The sequence below is a fragment of the Anabaenopsis sp. FSS-46 genome (assembly GCF_029891665.1).
Lineage (GTDB): Bacteria > Cyanobacteriota > Cyanobacteriia > Cyanobacteriales > Nostocaceae > Anabaenopsis > Anabaenopsis arnoldii.
Genome location: NZ_JANQDG010000080.1, coordinates 23,939 through 43,477 on the forward strand (window position 1 = coordinate 23,939; position 19,539 = coordinate 43,477).

Here is a 19,539-nt window from a genome sequence, read left to right on the forward strand (position 1 = left end):
TCAACAGTTAACCTCCCTAAACTCCTACAGCTTTGAGTTGCTTTGCTGTTTCAAAGAAGAAAGCCACATTTTCCTCTGGTGTTTCTGGTAGCACACCATGACCGAGATTGAGGATATGACCCCAATTACCAGCTTTACGCACTGTATCAATAATGCGATCGCGGATGAAATCCTGAGAACCAAATAAAACACCGGGGTCAAGATTTCCCTGAACCTTGACCTGTTTACCCAATCTCGCCCGAGCTTCGGCCATATCCACAGCCCAATCTACGGTGACAATATCAGCACCTGATTTTGGCATTCTTTCCAACACCCCCGCACTACCGCTAACTAACAAAATTAACGGTGTATCAGGATGAGTTTGTTTAACTTGCTCAAACACCCGTTGCTGATAGGGCAGAGCAAAGGTATCATAATCTTGGGGACTGAGTTGACCCGCCCAAGAGTCAAACATCTGCACCACTTGAGCGCCGCAATCAATTTGATAGCGAGTGTAAACAGCGATCGCGTCGGCCAATTTAGCCAACAGCTGATGTAACATAGTCGGGTCTGAGAAGGCCATATTTTTAATTACGGAGTAGGTTTTAGAACCCTTACCCTCCACCGCATAAGCTGCTAAAGTCCACGGTGCGCCTACAAAGCCTAAAACCGTAGACTGATTACCCACTTCCTGACGTAAAGCCTGCAAGATAGTCTTAATAAAGGGTAGACATACTTCTGGTTCTAGGGGACGCAGCTGATCAATTTGCGCTTGGCTCCGTAGGGGGGAATGAATAATTGGACCCTTACCCTCTGCAATATCCATTTCAATACCTAAACCAGGTAAAGGGGTAACAATATCGGAAAATAAAATTACCCCATCTGGGCGGAATGCTTTCCAAGGTTGTAGGGAAACTTCGATCGCCACTTCGGGAATTTCCGAGCGATCGCGGAAAGAAGGATATTTTTCCCTTAAATCTCGATATGCTTTCATATATCGTCCTGCTTGTCGCATCATCCAGACGGGAGGACGATCTACTACTTCACCACGCGCAGCTCGGAGGAGATGAGGAGCCGTTAACGAAACACCCATTTAACACTTCTTCCTAAGTGATTATTTTTATGCCACTGTTTAGCTTATCATTCACTAGATAAGCTTTTTCCAGAGGGTGACCTCTCAGCATAACAGTTAATGCTGTACTTTCATCATTCAATCCATGTTGCATCTACCCCCCCACTCGAAAAATTTCTTAATACCCCCACTGGAAAGACGCAAGTTTTTTCTTCAGTTTACCTTGATCACTATCTGCGGATGGTTTGTAGCTACCATAGCCAGCATAGCTTTAGAAGGGATCATCCTGGGCAATTTAGCTGCTACCGATTCTTTCCCTTGGGTCAAAATACTCAGCACCATCATATTTGCAGTAGTTTTTGCCGCCAATCAAGCCCTTGTCCTAGGTAGCTATATTTCCGGTAGGCTATGGACAGTAGCTACCAGTGCAGGTTGGTTGATTGCCTACACCGCTGCCATGAACTGGGTAAGATATATTTTTCCTGAGTTTGCCATCACAGGACTTTTGTCAACAATTCTTTATATTTGCAGCGGAATCTGGCTAGGACTGTGCCAATGGTTAGTGTTGCGACGCTACGCCAAACCAGCCTGGTTATGGATTTTCCTGCCTTCTGTATGCTTTTTAGGTATCAGTCTTTTTACTGGGTTTCTTTCCCTGGTACGAAATTTGATGCCCCAAATACATCATACTCCTATATTGTATTGGAGTGAACAATCATTTACAGCTATCATTCTCGGAGTAATACCAGCACTTGGCTTATGTAGTTTAAAGAGAAACTCTCATCGCCCAACTAAAATTTCTAGCTCATCTTACCTGAGGAATAGCTAGTGAGTACTTGACCATAGGTTAAACATTAATGAATAAAGACCAAGTTTTAAACAAAATAGTCACACCGCCCATTGCTGAGGAACACCCCCAGGTTTTAGAATTGCATGGCGATCGCCGTCTAGATAAATACTTTTGGATGCGTGACCTAGACCACCCACAACTCATTCCCTATCTAGAAGCAGAAAACGCCTATACAGCAGCAATGATGCAGCATACAGAAGCGCTGCAAACCCAGCTTTACAATGAAATGCTCTCCCGCATTAAAGAAACAGATTTATCAGTTCCATCCCGAAAAGATGAATATTATTATTATTCTCGTACTGAAGCCGGTAAATCCTATCCCATTCATTGCCGGAAAAAAGGTAGTTTAGAAGCACCAGAAGAAATCATCTTAGATGAAAACGAATTAGCTCAGGGTCACGAATTTTTTGATTTAGGTGTATTTGCCATCAGCCCCAATCATCAAATATTAGCTTATTCCTTTGATACTACAGGTTCAGAGGAATATCTGTTGTGTTTCCTTGACCTCAACACACATCAGTTATATCCAGAAACCATTCCCAAAACTTATTTCTCCTTGGCCTGGAGTAACGATAATCAAACAGCATTTTACACTAGAATTGATGATGCTAATCGTCCCTACCAACTCCTAAAACATAAATTAGGAAATTGTCCGCAAGAAGATGTATTGATATATGAAGAAAAAGATGATATCTATCATTTACACGTTGAGAAAACCCGCAGCAAATCATATATATTCATGGTGATGCAAAGTAGCATCACCACAGAAGTTCACTATTTAGATGCTAATAATCCTTATGGTAATTTTCAGATCATTCGTCCCCGGACTACAGGAGTAGAATATAATGTAGACCATCATAATAATAACTTTTATATTGTCACCAACGACGCAGCCACTAATTTTAAATTAGTCAAAACACCTGTAGCTAAACCATCCCTAGAAAATTGGGAAACCATCATTCCCCACAGAGAAGATGTGCTATTATTAGGGGTCAGTCTGTTTGCCAATCACCTGGTAATTTATGAAAGAAAAGGCGGATTGCAAACTGCAAGGGTACAGAACCTATCTACAAGAGAGGAAAATAATATAATTTTCCCGGAACCAACCTATGAATTTTTTGAAGGTAGTAACCCAGAATTTAACACTCAAGTACTGCGGTTTAATTATACTTCTTTAATTACTCCCCAATCTGTTTTTGATTACAACATGGAAACAAATCAGCGGGAATTAAAAAAACAGACGGAAGTTTTGGGAGGATACAACCCCAGTCAATATGAAAGTCAATGGCTCATGGCCACGGCCACGGACGGGACAAAAGTCCCCATCTCCATTGTTTACAAACGGGGAACCAATAAAGATGGTAAAAACCCTTTGTTACTCACAGGATACGGTGCCTATGGTTCCTCTTACCCCCCATCATTTTCATCCACCAGACTAACACTATTAGAGCGGGGAGTAGTATTTGCCATTGCTCATATTCGTGGTGGTGAAGAAATGGGGCGCAAGTGGTATGAACAAGGCAAATTTTTACAAAAAAAGAACACCTTTACAGATTTTATTGCCTGTGCAGAGTATTTAATTAGTCAAGGTTGGACTACGTGCGATCGCCTAGCAATTACCGGGGGTAGTGCGGGGGGTTTATTGATGGGTGCAGTAATGAATATGCGTCCTGATTTGTTTAAAGTAGTTGTAGCTAACGTTCCCTTTGTGGATGTAGTCACCACAATTTTAGATACTTCCCTACCCCTATCAGCAATGGAATGGGAAGAATGGGGAAATCCCAACGACAAAGTTTATTATGACTACATGAAATCCTACTCCCCCTATGATAACGTCGCCGCCACAGATTACCCAGATACATTGATTACCGCCGGTTTAAATGATTCCCGGGTCAAATATTGGGAACCCGCCAAATGGACAGCCAAACTCCGGGAACTGAAAACAGATGATCATCTGCTGTTGCTCAAAACCAACATGGAGGCCGGACATGGCGGCCCTTCTGGACGTTATGAAAGCTTGCGAGAGCTAGCTTTTGAAGACGCTTTTATTTTGGATAGATTGGGTTTAGCATAAACTCATAGGGGCTTTTGAGTCGGTATACCAACAGCGCGGGGAAAACTAGCTGCGGTAGTTGCAACTTTCCGCAAATATAAGCAATGACGCATGCTGTTACTTAAAGGTGTGGTAAATTGATCAACTAATTCAATTACCCCACCTAATTGGCTAACAGCATTTTGCAAAGCTGTAGTTTCCTCTACTGTCCAATTACCACGATAAATTACAGCCAAACCACCCTGTTTAAGTAATGGTAGAGTATACTCCGCACAAACCGCCGCATTACCAACAGCCCTAATTAAAGCTACATCGTAGGTTTTGCGGTGCTGGGGATGATGACCTATTTCCTCCGCCCTCCCAACCACAGTTTTGCTATTGCTAAGAGTTAATTTAGTCAATACCTCGTCAATAAAATTAACTTTCTTCCTGGTTGAATCTACCAGAGTAATTTGACAATTAGGGAGAGCAATTGCTACGGGAACACCAGGAAAACCCGCACCTGTACCAATATCAATTACAGAAGCATTTTCTAAAACAGATGGAATCAATCGCCCTTGTGGTGCAATTCCTCGGAGTGAGTCCCACAGATGTTTTTCCCAAAATTCTTGTGGTTCGGTAATGCGGGTTAAGTTTAATTGCCGATTACCTTCTATAATTAATTCATACAACTGCTGAAATTTTTGTTGCTGCTCTTCCTGGGGTAGCCAATTCAGGGTATGCTGCCATATATGTGCCATTCCTGGCAATGAGTTAGTCATCAGTCATTATTTAACTGTTTTATACAGGTGTTTGGGTTTCTTTAATTTTCGCTTTGAGTATCTCCGGTTCTACTGACTGTAGTTCACCGTGGTTCAGTGTCCAACAACGATCAGCGATCGCCAGCATATCCCCAGCATCATGGGTGACAATCAACAGCATCCAATCTTCTTTGAGTTTCGCTAATAAATTAACTAATTGCTGACGCATTGACCAATCTAAACCTGCTGTGGGTTCATCCAATAATAATATATTGGGTTGACGAATCAATTGCACAGCCAAAGCCAAACGCCGCTGCTGTCCACCACTTAAAGCATGGGGTGCTGCACTAAGGGATAAATGCTCTAACCCCACGGCGCTTAATGCTTGTCTAACTCGCTGTGAACCTAATTCAGGATGTCCTAAACGCAATTCTTCTAAAATTGTACCACCGCAAAAGTGCCGCTCTGGGAACTGAAACACTAACCCAGCTAACTGTTGTAGCTGTTCGGGGATAAGTTCTTGTTCCCGCCAAAAAACTGACCCTGAAGTTGGTTCAGCTAGTCCAGATAAAATTTCTAGTAAAGTACTTTTACCCGAACCGCTAGGACCAATAATCATACCCAGCCGCTGGGGTGCTAATTCTAGATTAATCGATTTCAGAATCGCCACCGGGCTGGCTGTAGGATGATAACTGAGATTTCTAATATAGAGCATTTGTCAGGACTAATAAAAAGTTGGCGAATCACTTGTGATGATAATTTTCCATAGCTTAACCGCTCTTCTCCTTTTCTAGACTCTGACAGACTTCACCTGCAAAAAAGACAAGGGACAACGGGAACCAGCCATGACAACCACAGTCTACCTTTGTACAATATTGAGGTTGAAGTGCGATAAGAATTATAGTTAATTTTCTCGGGATTTTAAGTATTACTGGCCACGATGTTAACAATATTTATTTTTTCAGGGTGACCATGAATAAACGCCTTTCTCAACTCACCAAGTTAGCTCAGACAACCTTTACAGCAGTCATAGCACTTAATTTATGGGTTAATCCCTCTTTAGCCGGAGACCCATTCCGAACCAATGAACCTCGTAATATTGGAGACAATACAGAAGCCGCTTTTCAGGCAATTTTCCAAAAAGGTGATTATCTAGCCGCCCAAAGTTACCTGGAAAAAGCAATATCCAGCGAACCCAACGAACCTTTAGCTTACGCCATGAAGGCCTCTTTAGCCTACGCCAATAAAGATTTAGCCAAACTGGAGACCTATAGCCAGAAAACCCTAGAAGCCGCAGAAAAACTGATTGCTACAGACGAATTACGTGGGAATATATACACCGCTGTGGGACACTTTTTTCAAGGAGCAACAATTATTACCCGTGAAGGTACCCTCAGAGGTGCGCCACAAGCTTTAACTCGCCTGCGTCAAGTATATCAATATTTAGACAGGGCAGAGGCGATCGCCCCTCAAGATCCAGAACTGAATTTACTTAAAGGCTATATGGACTTGATGCTAGCTGTAAATTTACCCTTCGCCAATCCCGATGATGCAATTGCTAGATTAAAGGTCAATGCTGGACCTAAATACCTAGCGGATAGAGGTATAGCCGTTGCTTATCGGGACTTAAAACAGTATTCCCAGGCTTTAGAATATGTCAACAGTGCTTTAAAAACTACATCTGAACATCCAGAATTGTATTATCTCAAAGCTCAAATCCTCAGAGAACAAGGACAACAACTTAAAAGTCAGTCAATCATCCAAGAAGCTGTAGTTAACTTCGACAAAGCCTTGGCTAAAAGATCCCAACTTCCAGCGGATTTGGTCAAACAAATAGAGCGGGAACGTAATAACACCTTTAACACCCTGAATAGTTGGAATAATTAACTGAAAATGCGGAATAATCATATACAGGCGCGATTCGTCGCGTCTCCCCATTCCCTAAAAAGTAACCTAAATATTCCCCCGCGATGCAAATTCAGTTCCGTGAAATTAACCCTTTTGATGTGTGGATTTGGTTAAAGTTCAGTACAATTCCATCTGAAGGTGAAAAGCAATACGTAGAAGAAGTTTTTAACTCTTGGTTCTATCTGGGAAAATTAGGCGCATTTAATGCCGAAAATCTCCAAGTTCAAGAAACAGGACTGGAAATCAGCTATATGAATTATGACTCCCAAGGGTATGATAAAAGCTTATTGGCACTCATGCACAATATGGGCGAGTTTGAGTATGAAGGACAATGGGCCCGTTGTTGGTTTGACATGGGAACCGCAGATGCGATCGCTCTTGACATTTTAATCAATGCTCTCAAACAGTTAAATGAGGAATATGTGACCATAGAAGATTTATATATTGGTGGTGAAAATGAGGATTGGCCTGTGGAGGAGAGTGATAACCCCAATCATTTCATGTATGATAATTAACTCTATCACCTGAACTTGTCCAGATTCCCGGAGATTCTCAAATCAGTAAACTAGGCAAAATTCCAGTATTCAGTTTGATTAGCTGCAGGATTTATCCGGGATGGCGGACGTATTTTTGTTTGTAACAGCGTAGCATGGCTTAAGCTATAGGGGTTTGACAATGTTTATTCGTACCTATCTTTCTTTGACTTAATCACTTTAATCACATCATCATGTTGTTGACCTTCGATGATGTCTTTTAAATGTATTTTTCCTTCAATATATTGAATATGGATGCGCCATCCTGATATTTTATCGATGTCTGCTCTATATATGGCTTGTTTAATACCTGTTACTTTATGGAGTCGGGTTTTAGGAAAGTTTCTGGTTCTATGACACTCATTATCCTGCAATTCCGCCAAAGCTTCCAGAAAATCAAGTTTCAAATCTTGTGGTAAAATCTTAATTGCTTCATGGATGACACCATACTCATCTAAAAGGGGCTTAATTTTTACCATTAGCAAGTAGGAACCTCAATCTCTTGATTCTCTACAGTGAAATCTTGATAAAGAGTTTCTGCAACTGAATTATATGCTTTTGCTGCATCTTCAGCCTTAACTGCTCTAAATAAAGTGATTACAGTTCTGTCAAAAATAGGATCATCATCAATCGTGAGAATAATTCTCAGATTTTCATTAATCCTCAGAGAATAGATAGAAGAATCATAATTTTCCTTGAGTCTGATATTTATTAACTGTGCGCTATGTTTGTAAAACAGATTTTTGTCTATTGAGAGCAACTCAACATAGCTATTCAATTTTTTAATAATCTTAAATTTTTCTGTATTACTAAATTGCTCTAAATCCTGCTCAAAATCCCTTGTAGATTCAATCAGCACATCCATAGCAATAGCTCCTGGGATTAAATCACCTTACTTCAAACTTAACCTAAAGATGGAAAAATTGCAGCGAATAGGGAATAGGGAACTTGGTGTCTACTCCATTAGGATAAAAAAGGCTTAATCACTGAGCATACAGAACCAAAAACCCTATGAAACACAAAAAAAACTCAAAATACTAATCCCCAACCTCTGGTGAGAAGCCAGGGAAATGGGTTTTAACAGCTATCCTATAAAGGACGGTAAACCCGATAGTTGATGTCAGGGAAAATATTATCCATTAATTCCACCTTTTCTAACCAACCACTATCAACCTTACCAATTTTCACATCTTCATAGAGCTTATTAAAACGCATCAAGTGCGATCGCGTTCTGCGTACAGCATAAGGTACCATAGTTCCTGTCCGCATAATAAAAGCCCAGTCAGAAGACTGTGCTAGTAAAAGTTCCCGCGCAGCTTGGTTGAGAGCCTTTTCCTGCAATTGGTCTTCAGCTTCCAAGCGGGATATTTCAATCATGCGTTCCGTTGCTTTGTGTAAATGTGGATAAATCCAAGCATTTGTTTCATTTAACCAATACTCATGAAAACCCTTATAACCCCAACTAGACTGGGAAGGACGACAAACCTGCTGAGTGGGTTCTGCGCGTAAATAGTCAGCTAGATGAGTCATTTTATAAGTTTCTTGATCATACCATGACTTGCGGAACAGGTAATCAATAAACCAGGGACCCTCATACCACCAGTGGCCAAATAACTCTGCATCATAGGGCGAAACGATAATTGGCGGACGACCCATGATACCGTGTAAATGCTCAGATTGCCGCTCACGATTATACATGAAATTCGCAGCGTGTTCTGCCGCTTTTTCCCTTGCCCAATAAGGATCATAAAGTGCCTTGTCGGAAAGTCCTAAACCCCGCCCGGTGATCTTATGATACTTAATGCCGGTATTTTTGCGTTGACCATTGGGCATAATATAGGGCTTAATGTACTCATATTCAGCTTCCCAGCCCAAATCCTTGTAAAATTCCCGATATTCTGCTGCACCCGGATAACCCACCTCAGATGACCATACCTGCTGAGAAGATTCATGGTCTCGACCAAAAGCCGCCACACCAGTTTCTGTAAAAATTGGCGCATAAGTACCAAAGCGGGGACGGGGACGGGCGTATAAAATCCCATGTCCATCCGTGAGGAAATAGCGTAAACCAGCATCCGCCAGCATTCGCTCCACACCTTCATAGTAAGCGCATTCTGGTAACCAAATACCTCTGGGGGATTGGCCAAAGGTTTGCTCATAGTGTTCACAAGCTACTTGAATTTGCGCCCACACCGCTTGGGGGTACATTTTCATTAGTGGTAGATAGCCATGGGTAGCACCACAAGTAATAATTTCTAAGTTATTAGTATCTTGGAATTGCTTAAATGCTGTTACCAAATCACCCTTGTACTTTTCCCATACCTGACGCGCTTCGTTAAACTCAGTGGCGTAGTGTTCAGCTAGGTAACGAAGATGGCCATTATTGATATTATGCTCCGCTTCTAGTTCTGTCAGTTCTTCTAATTTGGCTAAGTGTGCGTCATAGCGTTCTTGCAGTAGGGGGTCACGCAGCATGGACACCAGAGGCGGCGTCATACTCATGGTAATTTTAAAGTCGATACCGTCTCTCTTTAAGCCCTCAAATACTTTTAATAAAGGAATGTATGTTTCGGTGATGGCTTCATAAAGCCATTCTTCTTCTAATACATAGTCACTTTCTGGGTGACGAACGAAGGGTAGATGCGCGTGAAGTACGAGGGCGACGTAGCCGATAGCCATAGTTATTTAAGGGTATTACTGTAAGTTGAAGGAGGAGGGATGAGGGAAATTAACAATATTTTAGGACTTTATGGGATCGTGAGTTGAGTTTTCTGTTTACCTTTACCTTTCACAATATTTGCTCACGGCTAATGATAAAAAACCCTAGTTCTAGAGATGGAGGTAATTTTCCCCCATGCTTCCCAGGTATCTAACTCTTTTGTAAATTCTATTGACTTTTTATAAAGTATTCGTTACACTTGTTTACATAAGTTAGCAAATACCTCAAACCATTTTAAGTAAATCAGTATCAATCAAGTTGCTTTGGACTTGAGCTAAAATTTCGCTTCTTAGTATTGTTGTATCTAAATCGTCATTCTTACTTCTGTGAATCAGAAACCTCAGTTGCCAAGCTGAGGTTTTTTGTTGCTTACTGAGCGTGAATTTAGATTTTGTTGATATTTTGGCATTTTCTTGCGGCTAAATCACGCAGCGATCGCTACATTAGAAAATACATGACGAGATTTATTGATAGGTGACTCACACAAAACCATGAGTGAAAATGTAACGATTTTTCAAAATCCTTTACTTAAAGGTTCTGGCTTACCCCCCTTTCAGGACATTCAACCAGAGCAAGTAATACCAGCCTTCGGGCAGCTACTCGCGGAACTTGACCAGAAGCTAACTATTTTAGAAACTAATATCGAACTTACTTGGAAAGGCATAGTAGAACCACTAGAAAAGCTCACAGAACAGCTCAACTGGACTTGGGGCATAGTTGGCCATTTAATGGGTGTCAAAAATAGCCCTGAACTAAGGACAGCATATGAAAGCGTACAACCACAAGTAGTACAGTTTCTTAACAAGCTTGGTCAAAGCCAATCAATTTACAATGGTCTCAAGGCACTGCGCGCCAGTGAGAACTGGGCTACCTTAGAATCAGCCCAACAGCGAATTGTAGAAGCCGCCATCAGAGATGCCGAACTTTCCGGTGTGGGCTTACAACCAGAAGCGAGAGAGCGTTTCAACACCATCCAAATGGAGTTAGCAGAACTAGCTACCAAATTCTCAAACCATGTCCTAGATGCGACTAAAGCCTTTAGCTTAACCCTGACTAAAAAAGCAGAAATTGACGGCTTACCCGATAGCTTATTGAGTTTAGCAGCACAGGCTGCCCGTGATGCGGGAGATGAAAACGCCACCCCAGAAAATGGCCCTTGGCGGATTACTTTAGACTTTCCCAGCTATGGGCCATTCATGCAGCACAGCACCCGCCGAGATTTACGGGAAAAACTCTATAAAGCTTATATAACTCGTGCTTCATCCGGAGAGTTAAATAATCAGGCACTAATTGAGCGTACCTTGGAGTTGCGCCAAGAATTAGCCACATTACTAGGCTTTGAAAATTATGCTGAGTTGAGTTTAGCCAGTAAAATGGCTCCCAATGTGACAGCAGTTGAGTCACTATTAGAAGAACTACGTCAAGCCAGTTATGATGCAGCCGTTAAAGACTTAGAAGAACTCAAAGCCTTTGCTTCCTCTAAGAAAGCAGCGGAAGCCGATAATTTACAACACTGGGATACCAGCTTTTGGGCCGAACGTCAACGGGAAGAAAAATTTGCCTTCACCGCCGAAGAATTACGTCCTTATTTTCCCCTTCCCCAAGTCTTAGATGGGTTATTTGGACTGGTGAAGCGGTTGTTTGGTGTGACCGTCACTCCCGCCGATGGTCAAGCCCCAGTCTGGCATGAGAATGTACGTTATTTCCAAATTGCTGATGAAAGTGGTAGTCCCCTAGCTTACTTCTACCTAGACCCCTACAGCCGCCCGGCAGAAAAACGCGGTGGTGCTTGGATGGATGTATGTATTAATCGCAGCAAAATAACTGAGAATGGTGTGACATCGATTCGTTTACCTGTCGCCTATTTGGTATGTAACCAAACTCCTCCTGTGGATGGTAAGCCTAGTTTGATGACTTTCTATGAAGTAGAAACTTTATTTCACGAATTTGGCCATGGCTTGCAGCATATGCTCACCAAAGTAGACTATACTGGGGCCGCGGGTATTAATAATGTAGAATGGGATGCTGTGGAACTACCCAGTCAGTTCATGGAAAACTGGTGCTATGAGCGACCCACCTTGTTTGGTATGGCACAGCATTATCAAACTGGTGCAGCCCTACCAGAGCATTATTACCAAAAACTCCTAGCGGCACGTAACTATATGAGTGGTAGTGTGATGTTGCGGCAAATCCACTTTAGCAGTGTCGATTTAGAACTACACTATCGTTATCGGCCTGGTAGTGGGGAAACAGCCGCAGATGTGCGTCATCGCATTGCCAAAACTACTACAGTTTTATCACCACTACCAGAAGATGCTTTTTTATGTGCCTTCGGACACATTTTTGCTGGGGGTTATGCCGCAGGTTATTACAGTTATAAGTGGGCTGAGGTATTGAGTGCTGACGCATTTGCCGCTTTTGAAGAAGCTGGTTTAGAGGATGAACAGGCGATAAAAGCCACAGGGAGACGTTACCGTGATACGGTACTGGCTCTGGGTGGTAGTCAACATCCTATGAAGGTGTTTGAATCTTTCCGAGGTCGTCAACCCAGTACAGCGTCTTTACTCAAGCATACTGGTTTATTACCAGATGCAGCTTAGTGACATCCCGGCAGTTCTTCTCATCTACAAGGCTGTGTTAGCCGATGGCATAACATACCCCCAATACCTGAATTGAGTTAAAAAATGGTAGGTAAATTCTGATCACAAATCCAGATATAGCAATCCTAAATGATTCATGAACAGTTTCTGTTCCCTGTTCGGTGTGTTCCCTTTCCTCACTGATAATTTCTCAACTCAAATAGGATGACTATAGTTATATGAAAATTATTGGCAATACTTAAGTATTGCCAATAGTTGAGAAATATTAACATAGATTATTAAAAAAAATAACTAAGATTATAGTTTATAAACTTTATTACGCTAAATTAAAACTATACCCAGCCTAGTATAAATTTATGTAAATCAGAGCCAAAAAACTCAAGATTAATTAACTATCTGTCACTTTTTCCAGTGACAATGGTCATTAATTAAAAGTTTGTACCGACTTACTGACTAGGTTGTTTGTGCTGAAGTCGAGATGTTCAACTCAGCCAACTAATAAGAGTAAACACCAAAGGAACTTTAACGGCGAGAAGTAACAATGATTGCAAGAATTTTACTAGCAGTTTCTGGCTTAGGCCACGCAGAAGAAATGCTGAAAGTCTTAAAAGAGATGCCCTCAATTAAATCTGCCAAAGTGACGGTTCTCCATGTTGTACCTGCCCAAAGTACTGCGGCTGCTATGACAGATAAATGGGAAGAGGGCGGTAAAATCTTAGCTAGTGCTATTCAATCTCTGAATTTAGACCCTAGTCAGGTGTCTTCCATTCTGCGACAAGGTGACCCCAAAGACCTGGTTTGTCAGGTAGCAGATGAAATTGATGCTGACTTGATTATTATGGGTTCACGGGGACTGAAACGCCTACAATCCATTTTATCTAATTCAGTTAGTCAGTATGTTTTCCAGCTATCTTCTCGCCCTATGTTGCTGGTCAAAGACGACATTTATGTGAAGAGAATTAAGCGCGTTATGGTGGCCATGGATAACTCCGAGCCAGCCAAAAAATGCTTAAGTTTGGCGCTATTTTTGTTACGAGATATCCCCGGTAGTCAGTTAATTTTAACCAATATTACTACAGATTTACGTACAAAACAATCTCAGGTCACTGAAATTACCCCAGATAAAAATTCCAATTTGGCATGGGCGGTGGCTGAAGCGCAAAAGTACGGTGTACAAACTCGTTGTTTCACTAGTAGCGGTAAACCAGGTGAAGAAATTTGCCGCATAGCAGAAGAGTTAAATATAGATTTATTATTGCTCGGTTCTCCAGACCGCCGCCCATCTGTGGCTAAGAGTTTTGTGGATATAGACAGACTCATCGGTGCTTCTTTGTCTGACTATGTTCGAGTTAATGCAACTTGTCCTGTGTTGTTGGCTCGGACTGTCGCCTAACATCAGGTCAATAAAGAACCCCCGCACCTGTGGTGTTGGGGTTCTTGGTCTTATGCACAAATATCAAGAATCTTTTCCACCTTCACGGCTAGCAGTTTGGATGTAAAGAATTATTAAAAACACTGCGGGCACTAGAACGAACAGAATGCTCGCTACGAACCCTAGGTCATTCACTTGCATAGCAAGAAAGCCTCTCTTTAATTTTAGTTTTTAGTGAACAATTTTAGAATAGCATTATCGATGCCAGTGTTACCTCAAATTTTTTTGACGTCGCGTTGGTCTGAAAATTTAAATGTTAAGGTTTGGTGACTACACTCACTGGTCCATTGACTAGGGTTTGACAGGCCAGGCGGTAATTATCAGGTTTTTTCTGAAATTTGCGGTTCTCTACATCTGTGCGGGGGGAAAGATTTTCTATTCCTTCGACTATCTCCACAATGCAGGTGCCACACTGACCATTGCCGCCGCAATTGGTCATTTTACCAATAAATTTATATATGTCAATGCCATTTTGCATGGCTTTGAGCCGAAGATTAGCCCCATCCGCTGCTATTACTTCTTGGTTTTCTTTGACAAATTTGATGTTACCCATGGCTTATTTATACCTTTTTGACTGTAGGCGTTTTTTAATAAAGCTGATTTTGGCATAGAGCGCCCACACTATCTTACTTAATTTCTGGCCAAATATTACAAAATACTAAGGGATATCAAGTTTAGAAAAGAAAAAACTGCCAAATAAATAGGACAGGTAGGATACCTGTCCCAAAAATTGGTCATAGGTTGGCTTACCTGAAACCAACAGCTGCTTGCCATACAAACGCCAGCAACAAGAAAAAGACGGGAATAATGGGGAGAACATCTACCAAAGGATCGAAAATTTGGTAAGCTTCAGGCAATTTGGCTAATAACAATGCTGCTTCCATGTTTGTTTAAATCCACCTATCTAACACAGACTTCATAATTGAAGTGTATCTTAACATGGTTTGGGGATGGGGTATTTAATATTTTTAGATAGCAAAATTCTTTCCTGGGTTCCCATTCCCCATTTTCTCCCTAGTTAAGCCATTGTGCGAATTCCCTGGCAAAGCGATCGCTTAATATTGCTTCACGAATCTTCTGGGTAAAGCGAATTAACTCCGTAATGTTGTGAATACTCAACAACGTGTAGCCTAATATTTCCTGCGATCGCACTAAATGAGAGATGTAAGCACGGCTAAAATTTTGACAAGCATAACAAGAGCAAGTTTCATCTAATGGTGCATAATCTTCACGAAACTTAGCATTCTTTAAATTCCAGCGTTCCCCTTGCACAATTGCTGTACCGTGTCGCGCCCAACGGGTAGGAATCACACAATCAAATAAATCTACACCAGAAGCGATGGCAATAGCCATTTCCCGATAAGTACCCACACCCATCAAATAACGAGGCTTTTCCGGTGGTAATAGTGGCGCTGTAGTGCGCACAATATCAGCCATGAGTTCTGGTGGTTCTCCCACACTCACACCACCAATAGCGTATCCTGGCAAATCCAACTCAGCTAAAGCCTCAGCCGCTTGGACGCGTAAATCCAGATACACCCCACCTTGGACGATACCAAACAAAGCTTGATCACTGCGTTGATGAAAAGAAATACAGCGTTCTAGCCAACGATAAGTCCTCTGAGTCGCCGCTTGTACATCTTGGCGGGTAGCTGGATAAGGGGGACATTCATCAAAAGCCATGATCACATCAGCCCCTAGAGTATTTTGGATCTCTATAGAGCGTTCCGGTGTTAAATGAATAATTTGCCCATCATGAGGTGAGCGAAAAGTTACACCATCTTCAGAAATTTTCCGCATTTCGCTCAAGCTGAATACTTGAAACCCACCGGAATCTGTGAGCATTGGTCCATTCCAGCCCATAAATTTGTGTAACCCACCACCTCCAGCTACAATTCTCTCCCCTGGTTGCAGATGGAGATGATAAGTATTAGAAAGTATCATCTGCGCCCCAGTACTCATTAACTGTTCTGGGGTGACAGTTTTGACATTTGCCAGAGTCCCCACTGGCATAAATCTTGGGGTTTCCACAGATCCATGAGGGGTCATAAACACCCCAGCCCTGGCTTTTGTCTGGCTACATTTAGCCAGGGATTGAAAAGAAAAATTTTGACTCAAAGTAAAAGTAATGCTATTGCGCTAAATGTATAAACAAAAAACCGAAATCCTGGCAATTGATTCTTCATGAACACTTAAGCACTCACAAATAAACCATTACCAATTTTTTGAGTATATGCTAATCAAAAGGAGTCGGAACCATCATCGTCAATTTCCGCATCCCATTTAGCAGAGAAAACCTGCTCCATCATCGCTTCTATGGCCTTGAAATTCAAGTTACGTTCTTTTCGCTCTTGTAAAGGAGTCGAAAGTGGAATCAGCCGTAAACACATATGTTCTTGGAACAAATCAAAGTAAGTTTGTTGTTGCGGGGACTGTTTAAGTTCCAGGTAATCAAAGCTATCAAGATTTAAGTAAAGCGCACAGTTAGCAACGACTGTAGACCTTTGGGGATTAACAAAAACTTCCATCACATCTCCCTCACCCTCGCTCTGTAAGCCTTCTTGGGTGTAGATATAGCGGACTCGCCCTAAATCAGACAGCAATCGTCGCATATCAAGCTTATTTACAATTATTCCCGTATTAACAATACACGGAGCTGGTATCCTGGTGTGCGGTAGATGGTGACTCATAGGAAAATAGGAGATAAGCAAAGGTCAGGTATAAAAAAGCGAAACTGTGACTTTAACAGCTTGTGGCCTGCTTTTGAAAACGTCTAAATTAAGTCTAAGGTAATTTATTAATTGCAGAATGCAAAATTCAATTATTTGTTTTACTAATTGAAGTTGCTCATGTCACCGGTATTCCCTCACGGTCAAAATTTAAAAAAATATACAAAACTTACACGTAATTTTAATTATCAAAATGTATCAACTATTATTGATGTTATGGTGATAATATCTTCTAGATTTGGTGTAGGCTGTTAAAGCGCCTTAGTTTTGGCATGAGAATATGACCAGACAACGTACCTCAATCTCACTTTTCAGCGGTATAGCTGGTTTAGATTCAGGATTGCATAAGGCAGGTTTTGATCCGATTTTTTGTGCTGAAATTGACCAAAACGCACAGGCGACTCTTAAACTGTGGCTGTCAGAACAAGGGATAGAAAGTGTTGTTGCTTCCGATGTGACCCAAATTAACCCACACAATTTGAGAAGGGATTTGGAGTTAATGCCGGGTGAACTCGATCTCTTGGCTGGAGGATCTCCATGTCAATCGTTCTCTCTTATTGGGAGGCGTGGCTCATTAATTGATGAAAGAGGGTTGTTGCTGTTCCAAATGGTGAGATATGCAGAAGCCTTTATGCCCAAAGTGGTGCTTATTGAGCAAGTGAAAGGGCTGAAAAGCGCTCCGTGCCTTAAGAATAAAAAAGGTGGCGTATTAGAAAATCTTATTCGTAATTTTCAAGAGCTTGGATATACAGTTAGTTATGAAGTGCTCAGATCTGCTGATTTCGGCGTTCCACAAATCCGTGATCGATTGTTTTTAGTTGCATCTTTGGAAGGAAAATTTTTCTTTCCTCAGCCTACCTATTTTCGAGCTACAAGCACAGAAGTACCTGGTACATTTTTTGATAAGCTACTGAATCCTTATAAGACTGTTTATGATGCAATACACGATTTGCCTGAACCCGTCCTGAAAGGGCAGAGGGAAAATATATCTAATCACATTGATATTACACCTAACAGAGACAGAGAACGAATTAATGGTGTTCCAGAAGGTCAATGCCTTGCCCGTCAGCTACATTTGCCCCTTGAACAGAGACAACGATTAAACCCGGAAAAGGATACCACCAAGTTTAGAAGATTAGCATGGCACGAACCAAGCTTGACCCTACGAGGTGGAGAAGTTTTTTACCATCCCTCTGAAAACCGTTACTTAACACCGCGTGAATGCCTAAGACTTCATAGTTTTAGCGACGCTCATGTGCTTGTTGGCCCAATACGAGGACGCACTGGTAGCGTCAAAACATTAGATCAGCACAGATTAGTTGCTAATGCAGTTCCTCCTTTACTAGCAGAGGTTTTGGGAAAAAGTATTGTTACTCAGTTTTTTTCAAGATAAACGTAAAACACAAAACTTTGTCTTACAGCCTGACTATTGCTGCCAAATTTCGCCTTAAAATGGACTTAAGCAACTCTTTTTTGTGGGGCAGCGCTTTTGGTAACAAAATATCAACAGCCGCATTATTTTTAGTAAAACTAATTCCTGAATAGTTGCAATAAACTTGCTTGATTTTAATTATTGGTTTGTTTGACCCTAATGAATCGTAAGTCATAGAAATAAAATTGATATTTTCTTGGCTAGCAGTTTCTATTTCTCCTACGGATAATTGGGTTGTTTTTTCAATGTTGCTTAAAAGCTCATCTTGTACAACCCAAAAAGTTTCCCCTCCCCAAGCCTCTGCCAAAGCTGACTTTGCAAATAATTGTGTTGCCATTCTTCCCCAAACCTGCCGCTTGTTAATACCAGGACTTATCGGATCATTGCCGATCATTGCGGCAGTGAAAGCAGATGCAATGTCAGTACCTTTTTCTGTGTTAGAGCCACTGGTACTTGCGGTCATGACTTCAAAAATAATCGGGTGCGAAAGGTCAGGGCTAATATCAAATCTGATCTTAGAACCTGGTATTCTATGACATACACCACTCCGCCTAGCACTTTTTATAATCTCTCTTTTGTCTTGTTCTTCTTGGATTTGGTGCTGAATATAGAATTCTTCTTCGCTTAAATCTCTGATAATCGGGGCAACAATGAAGTCAAAGTGATAGTCAACTTGGCTGTTGGTATCATTATCACCATACTGTAAATAAACTTCTGGCCATATACCAATTTCCTGATCTTTAGGAAGATTCGCAAGGTTTAGAACTTCTCGTTCATGTGGTTGAAGTCCACGATTTACTTCAGGGATTGCTGGAGCAATGTTTTTAAATCCAAGTAATCGTCTTGGGCAAACAACCCAGGTTTCTTGTGTACAGTTTTGCAAAGGAGACTCATCCGCCGTATATTGAATTGAGCAAACAGCGGGAATAACACTTTTTAAGTCTCCATTAAAATAATCACGTAAGGGGTGATTATCACTAAGTTTTATTTTAGTTTGGTTTCTGTTGCCTCCACCATCGCACTGGCTTTCTGTAAAGGGGCAGATAGCTTCATAGAAGATTGTTTTGTCCTCAACAGTAGCAATTGGCTTGCCAAAGATTTCAAAAATTCTGGGCATGAACAGTGATAGTGGAAGGTTATTGTACTCTGTTCTAAATTAAACCAGACTTAGAGGATGTTTGATAAGTTTTCAACAGGTAATTTTTATCTTAGGGAACAGGGAACATGGAACATGGAACACACCCAACACACCGAAACAATCAAATCCAGTCACCTTTGGAAATGTTTCCATTCGATTGATGTCCCCAGCCATTGGGGACTCTTCTCTTACATTTTAAACACATACCCTGTAAGAAGTCTAGAGGCACTTTCCGATAGCGATAGCGTGGCGTTAGCGATGGTTCAGAAAAAGCGATCGCCCTGGACTTTAGCATACTAACAAAACCCCTGAAACCCTTATACAACAAGCAACCGAGGTTAATCGGCACTCGCT

Annotated in this window: 20 protein-coding genes; 7 read left to right on the forward strand and 13 right to left on the reverse strand. The window is 41.5% G+C overall.

Annotated elements, in window-relative coordinates:
• Positions 1-16 precede the first annotated feature (16 nt).
• The gene (hemE, locus tag NWP21_RS09190) at positions 17-1,072 is read right to left on the reverse strand and encodes a uroporphyrinogen decarboxylase (protein WP_271732598.1); all 1,056 of its coding nucleotides are present in this window, start codon (positions 1,070-1,072) and stop codon (positions 17-19) included.
• 124 nt (positions 1,073-1,196) lie between these two features.
• On the opposite strand from hemE, the gene NWP21_RS09195 reads away from it, so the two are divergent.
• Both NWP21_RS09195 and NWP21_RS09200 read left to right on the forward strand, forming a co-directional pair.
• On the forward strand, positions 1,197-1,880 hold the full coding sequence (locus NWP21_RS09195) for a hypothetical protein (RefSeq protein ID WP_280792457.1): 684 nt from the start codon (positions 1,197-1,199) through the stop codon (positions 1,878-1,880).
• A 28-nt stretch (positions 1,881-1,908) separates the two neighbouring features.
• The gene (locus NWP21_RS09200; protein WP_280792458.1) at positions 1,909-3,975 is read left to right on the forward strand and encodes a S9 family peptidase; all 2,067 of its coding nucleotides are present in this window, start codon (positions 1,909-1,911) and stop codon (positions 3,973-3,975) included.
• Between the two features lie 2 nt (positions 3,976-3,977).
• Here NWP21_RS09200 and rsmG read toward each other — a convergent pair whose 3' ends face one another.
• Positions 3,978-4,715 (reverse strand): 16S rRNA (guanine(527)-N(7))-methyltransferase RsmG, encoded by a 738-nt coding sequence (gene rsmG / locus NWP21_RS09205; RefSeq protein WP_280792459.1) that lies wholly within the window; start codon positions 4,713-4,715, stop codon positions 3,978-3,980.
• A 19-nt stretch (positions 4,716-4,734) separates the two neighbouring features.
• Positions 4,735-5,409 carry an energy-coupling factor ABC transporter ATP-binding protein gene (locus tag NWP21_RS09210; protein ID WP_280792460.1) on the reverse strand — a complete coding sequence of 225 codons (675 nt, stop codon included), beginning with the start codon at positions 5,407-5,409 and terminating at the stop codon, positions 4,735-4,737.
• Positions 5,410-5,666: 257 nt separating this feature from the next.
• Between NWP21_RS09210 and NWP21_RS09215 the strand changes: the two genes are divergently transcribed.
• Both NWP21_RS09215 and NWP21_RS09220 read left to right on the forward strand, forming a co-directional pair.
• Positions 5,667-6,581, forward strand: coding sequence for a Sll0314/Alr1548 family TPR repeat-containing protein (locus NWP21_RS09215; protein WP_280792461.1), 915 nt, complete (start codon positions 5,667-5,669; stop codon positions 6,579-6,581).
• Positions 6,582-6,664: 83 nt separating this feature from the next.
• On the forward strand, positions 6,665-7,117 hold the full coding sequence (locus NWP21_RS09220) for a DUF3531 family protein (protein WP_271732589.1): 453 nt from the start codon (positions 6,665-6,667) through the stop codon (positions 7,115-7,117).
• A gap of 164 nt (positions 7,118-7,281) precedes the next feature.
• On the opposite strand, the gene NWP21_RS09225 is transcribed toward NWP21_RS09220, so the two are convergent.
• The 3 genes from NWP21_RS09225 to NWP21_RS09235 form a co-directional block, all read right to left on the reverse strand.
• Complete coding sequence (locus NWP21_RS09225; protein WP_271732588.1) at positions 7,282-7,614, reverse strand: hypothetical protein; 333 nt, start codon at positions 7,612-7,614, stop codon at positions 7,282-7,284.
• A complete protein-coding gene (locus NWP21_RS09230) occupies positions 7,614-8,000 on the reverse strand; it encodes a hypothetical protein (RefSeq protein WP_280792462.1) in 387 nt (128 codons plus the stop codon). The genes NWP21_RS09225 and NWP21_RS09230 overlap by 1 nt, the downstream gene beginning before the upstream one ends.
• Positions 8,001-8,224: 224 nt before the next feature.
• The gene (locus NWP21_RS09235; RefSeq protein WP_280792463.1) at positions 8,225-9,814 is read right to left on the reverse strand and encodes a glycoside hydrolase family 57 protein; all 1,590 of its coding nucleotides are present in this window, start codon (positions 9,812-9,814) and stop codon (positions 8,225-8,227) included.
• Positions 9,815-10,345: 531 nt separating this feature from the next.
• Between NWP21_RS09235 and NWP21_RS09240 the strand changes: the two genes are divergently transcribed.
• Both NWP21_RS09240 and NWP21_RS09245 read left to right on the forward strand, forming a co-directional pair.
• On the forward strand, positions 10,346-12,454 hold the full coding sequence (locus NWP21_RS09240) for a M3 family metallopeptidase (protein WP_280792464.1): 2,109 nt from the start codon (positions 10,346-10,348) through the stop codon (positions 12,452-12,454).
• A 541-nt stretch (positions 12,455-12,995) separates the two neighbouring features.
• On the forward strand, positions 12,996-13,847 hold the full coding sequence (locus NWP21_RS09245; RefSeq protein WP_280792465.1) for a universal stress protein: 852 nt from the start codon (positions 12,996-12,998) through the stop codon (positions 13,845-13,847).
• Positions 13,848-13,910: 63 nt separating this feature from the next.
• On the opposite strand, the gene psbM is transcribed toward NWP21_RS09245, so the two are convergent.
• The 5 genes from psbM to NWP21_RS09270 form a co-directional block, all read right to left on the reverse strand.
• Positions 13,911-14,027 (reverse strand): photosystem II reaction center protein PsbM, encoded by a 117-nt coding sequence (gene psbM, locus NWP21_RS09250; protein ID WP_271731637.1) that lies wholly within the window; start codon positions 14,025-14,027, stop codon positions 13,911-13,913.
• 115 nt (positions 14,028-14,142) lie between these two features.
• Positions 14,143-14,439, reverse strand: a complete 297-nt coding sequence (locus NWP21_RS09255) for a 2Fe-2S iron-sulfur cluster-binding protein (protein ID WP_280792466.1) — start codon at positions 14,437-14,439, stop codon at positions 14,143-14,145.
• 193 nt (positions 14,440-14,632) lie between these two features.
• The gene (locus tag NWP21_RS09260; RefSeq protein WP_010995059.1) at positions 14,633-14,770 is read right to left on the reverse strand and encodes a photosystem II reaction center protein K; all 138 of its coding nucleotides are present in this window, start codon (positions 14,768-14,770) and stop codon (positions 14,633-14,635) included.
• Positions 14,771-14,900: 130 nt separating this feature from the next.
• Positions 14,901-16,004 (reverse strand): tRNA guanosine(34) transglycosylase Tgt, encoded by a 1,104-nt coding sequence (tgt, locus tag NWP21_RS09265; protein WP_280792467.1) that lies wholly within the window; start codon positions 16,002-16,004, stop codon positions 14,901-14,903.
• Positions 16,005-16,126: 122 nt separating this feature from the next.
• Positions 16,127-16,576, reverse strand: coding sequence for a hypothetical protein (locus NWP21_RS09270; protein WP_280792468.1), 450 nt, complete (start codon positions 16,574-16,576; stop codon positions 16,127-16,129).
• 319 nt (positions 16,577-16,895) lie between these two features.
• Here NWP21_RS09270 and NWP21_RS09275 point away from each other — a divergent pair, with 319 nt between their 5' ends.
• Positions 16,896-18,008, forward strand: a complete 1,113-nt coding sequence (locus NWP21_RS09275; RefSeq protein WP_280792469.1) for a DNA cytosine methyltransferase — start codon at positions 16,896-16,898, stop codon at positions 18,006-18,008.
• Between the two features lie 22 nt (positions 18,009-18,030).
• Here the strand turns inward: NWP21_RS09275 and NWP21_RS09280 are convergent, their stop codons facing one another.
• Positions 18,031-19,164, reverse strand: coding sequence for a hypothetical protein (locus NWP21_RS09280; protein ID WP_280792470.1), 1,134 nt, complete (start codon positions 19,162-19,164; stop codon positions 18,031-18,033).
• Positions 19,165-19,306: 142 nt separating this feature from the next.
• Positions 19,307-19,480, reverse strand: a complete 174-nt coding sequence (locus NWP21_RS09285; protein ID WP_280792471.1) for a hypothetical protein — start codon at positions 19,478-19,480, stop codon at positions 19,307-19,309.
• Between the last annotated feature and the right edge of the window lie 59 nt (positions 19,481-19,539).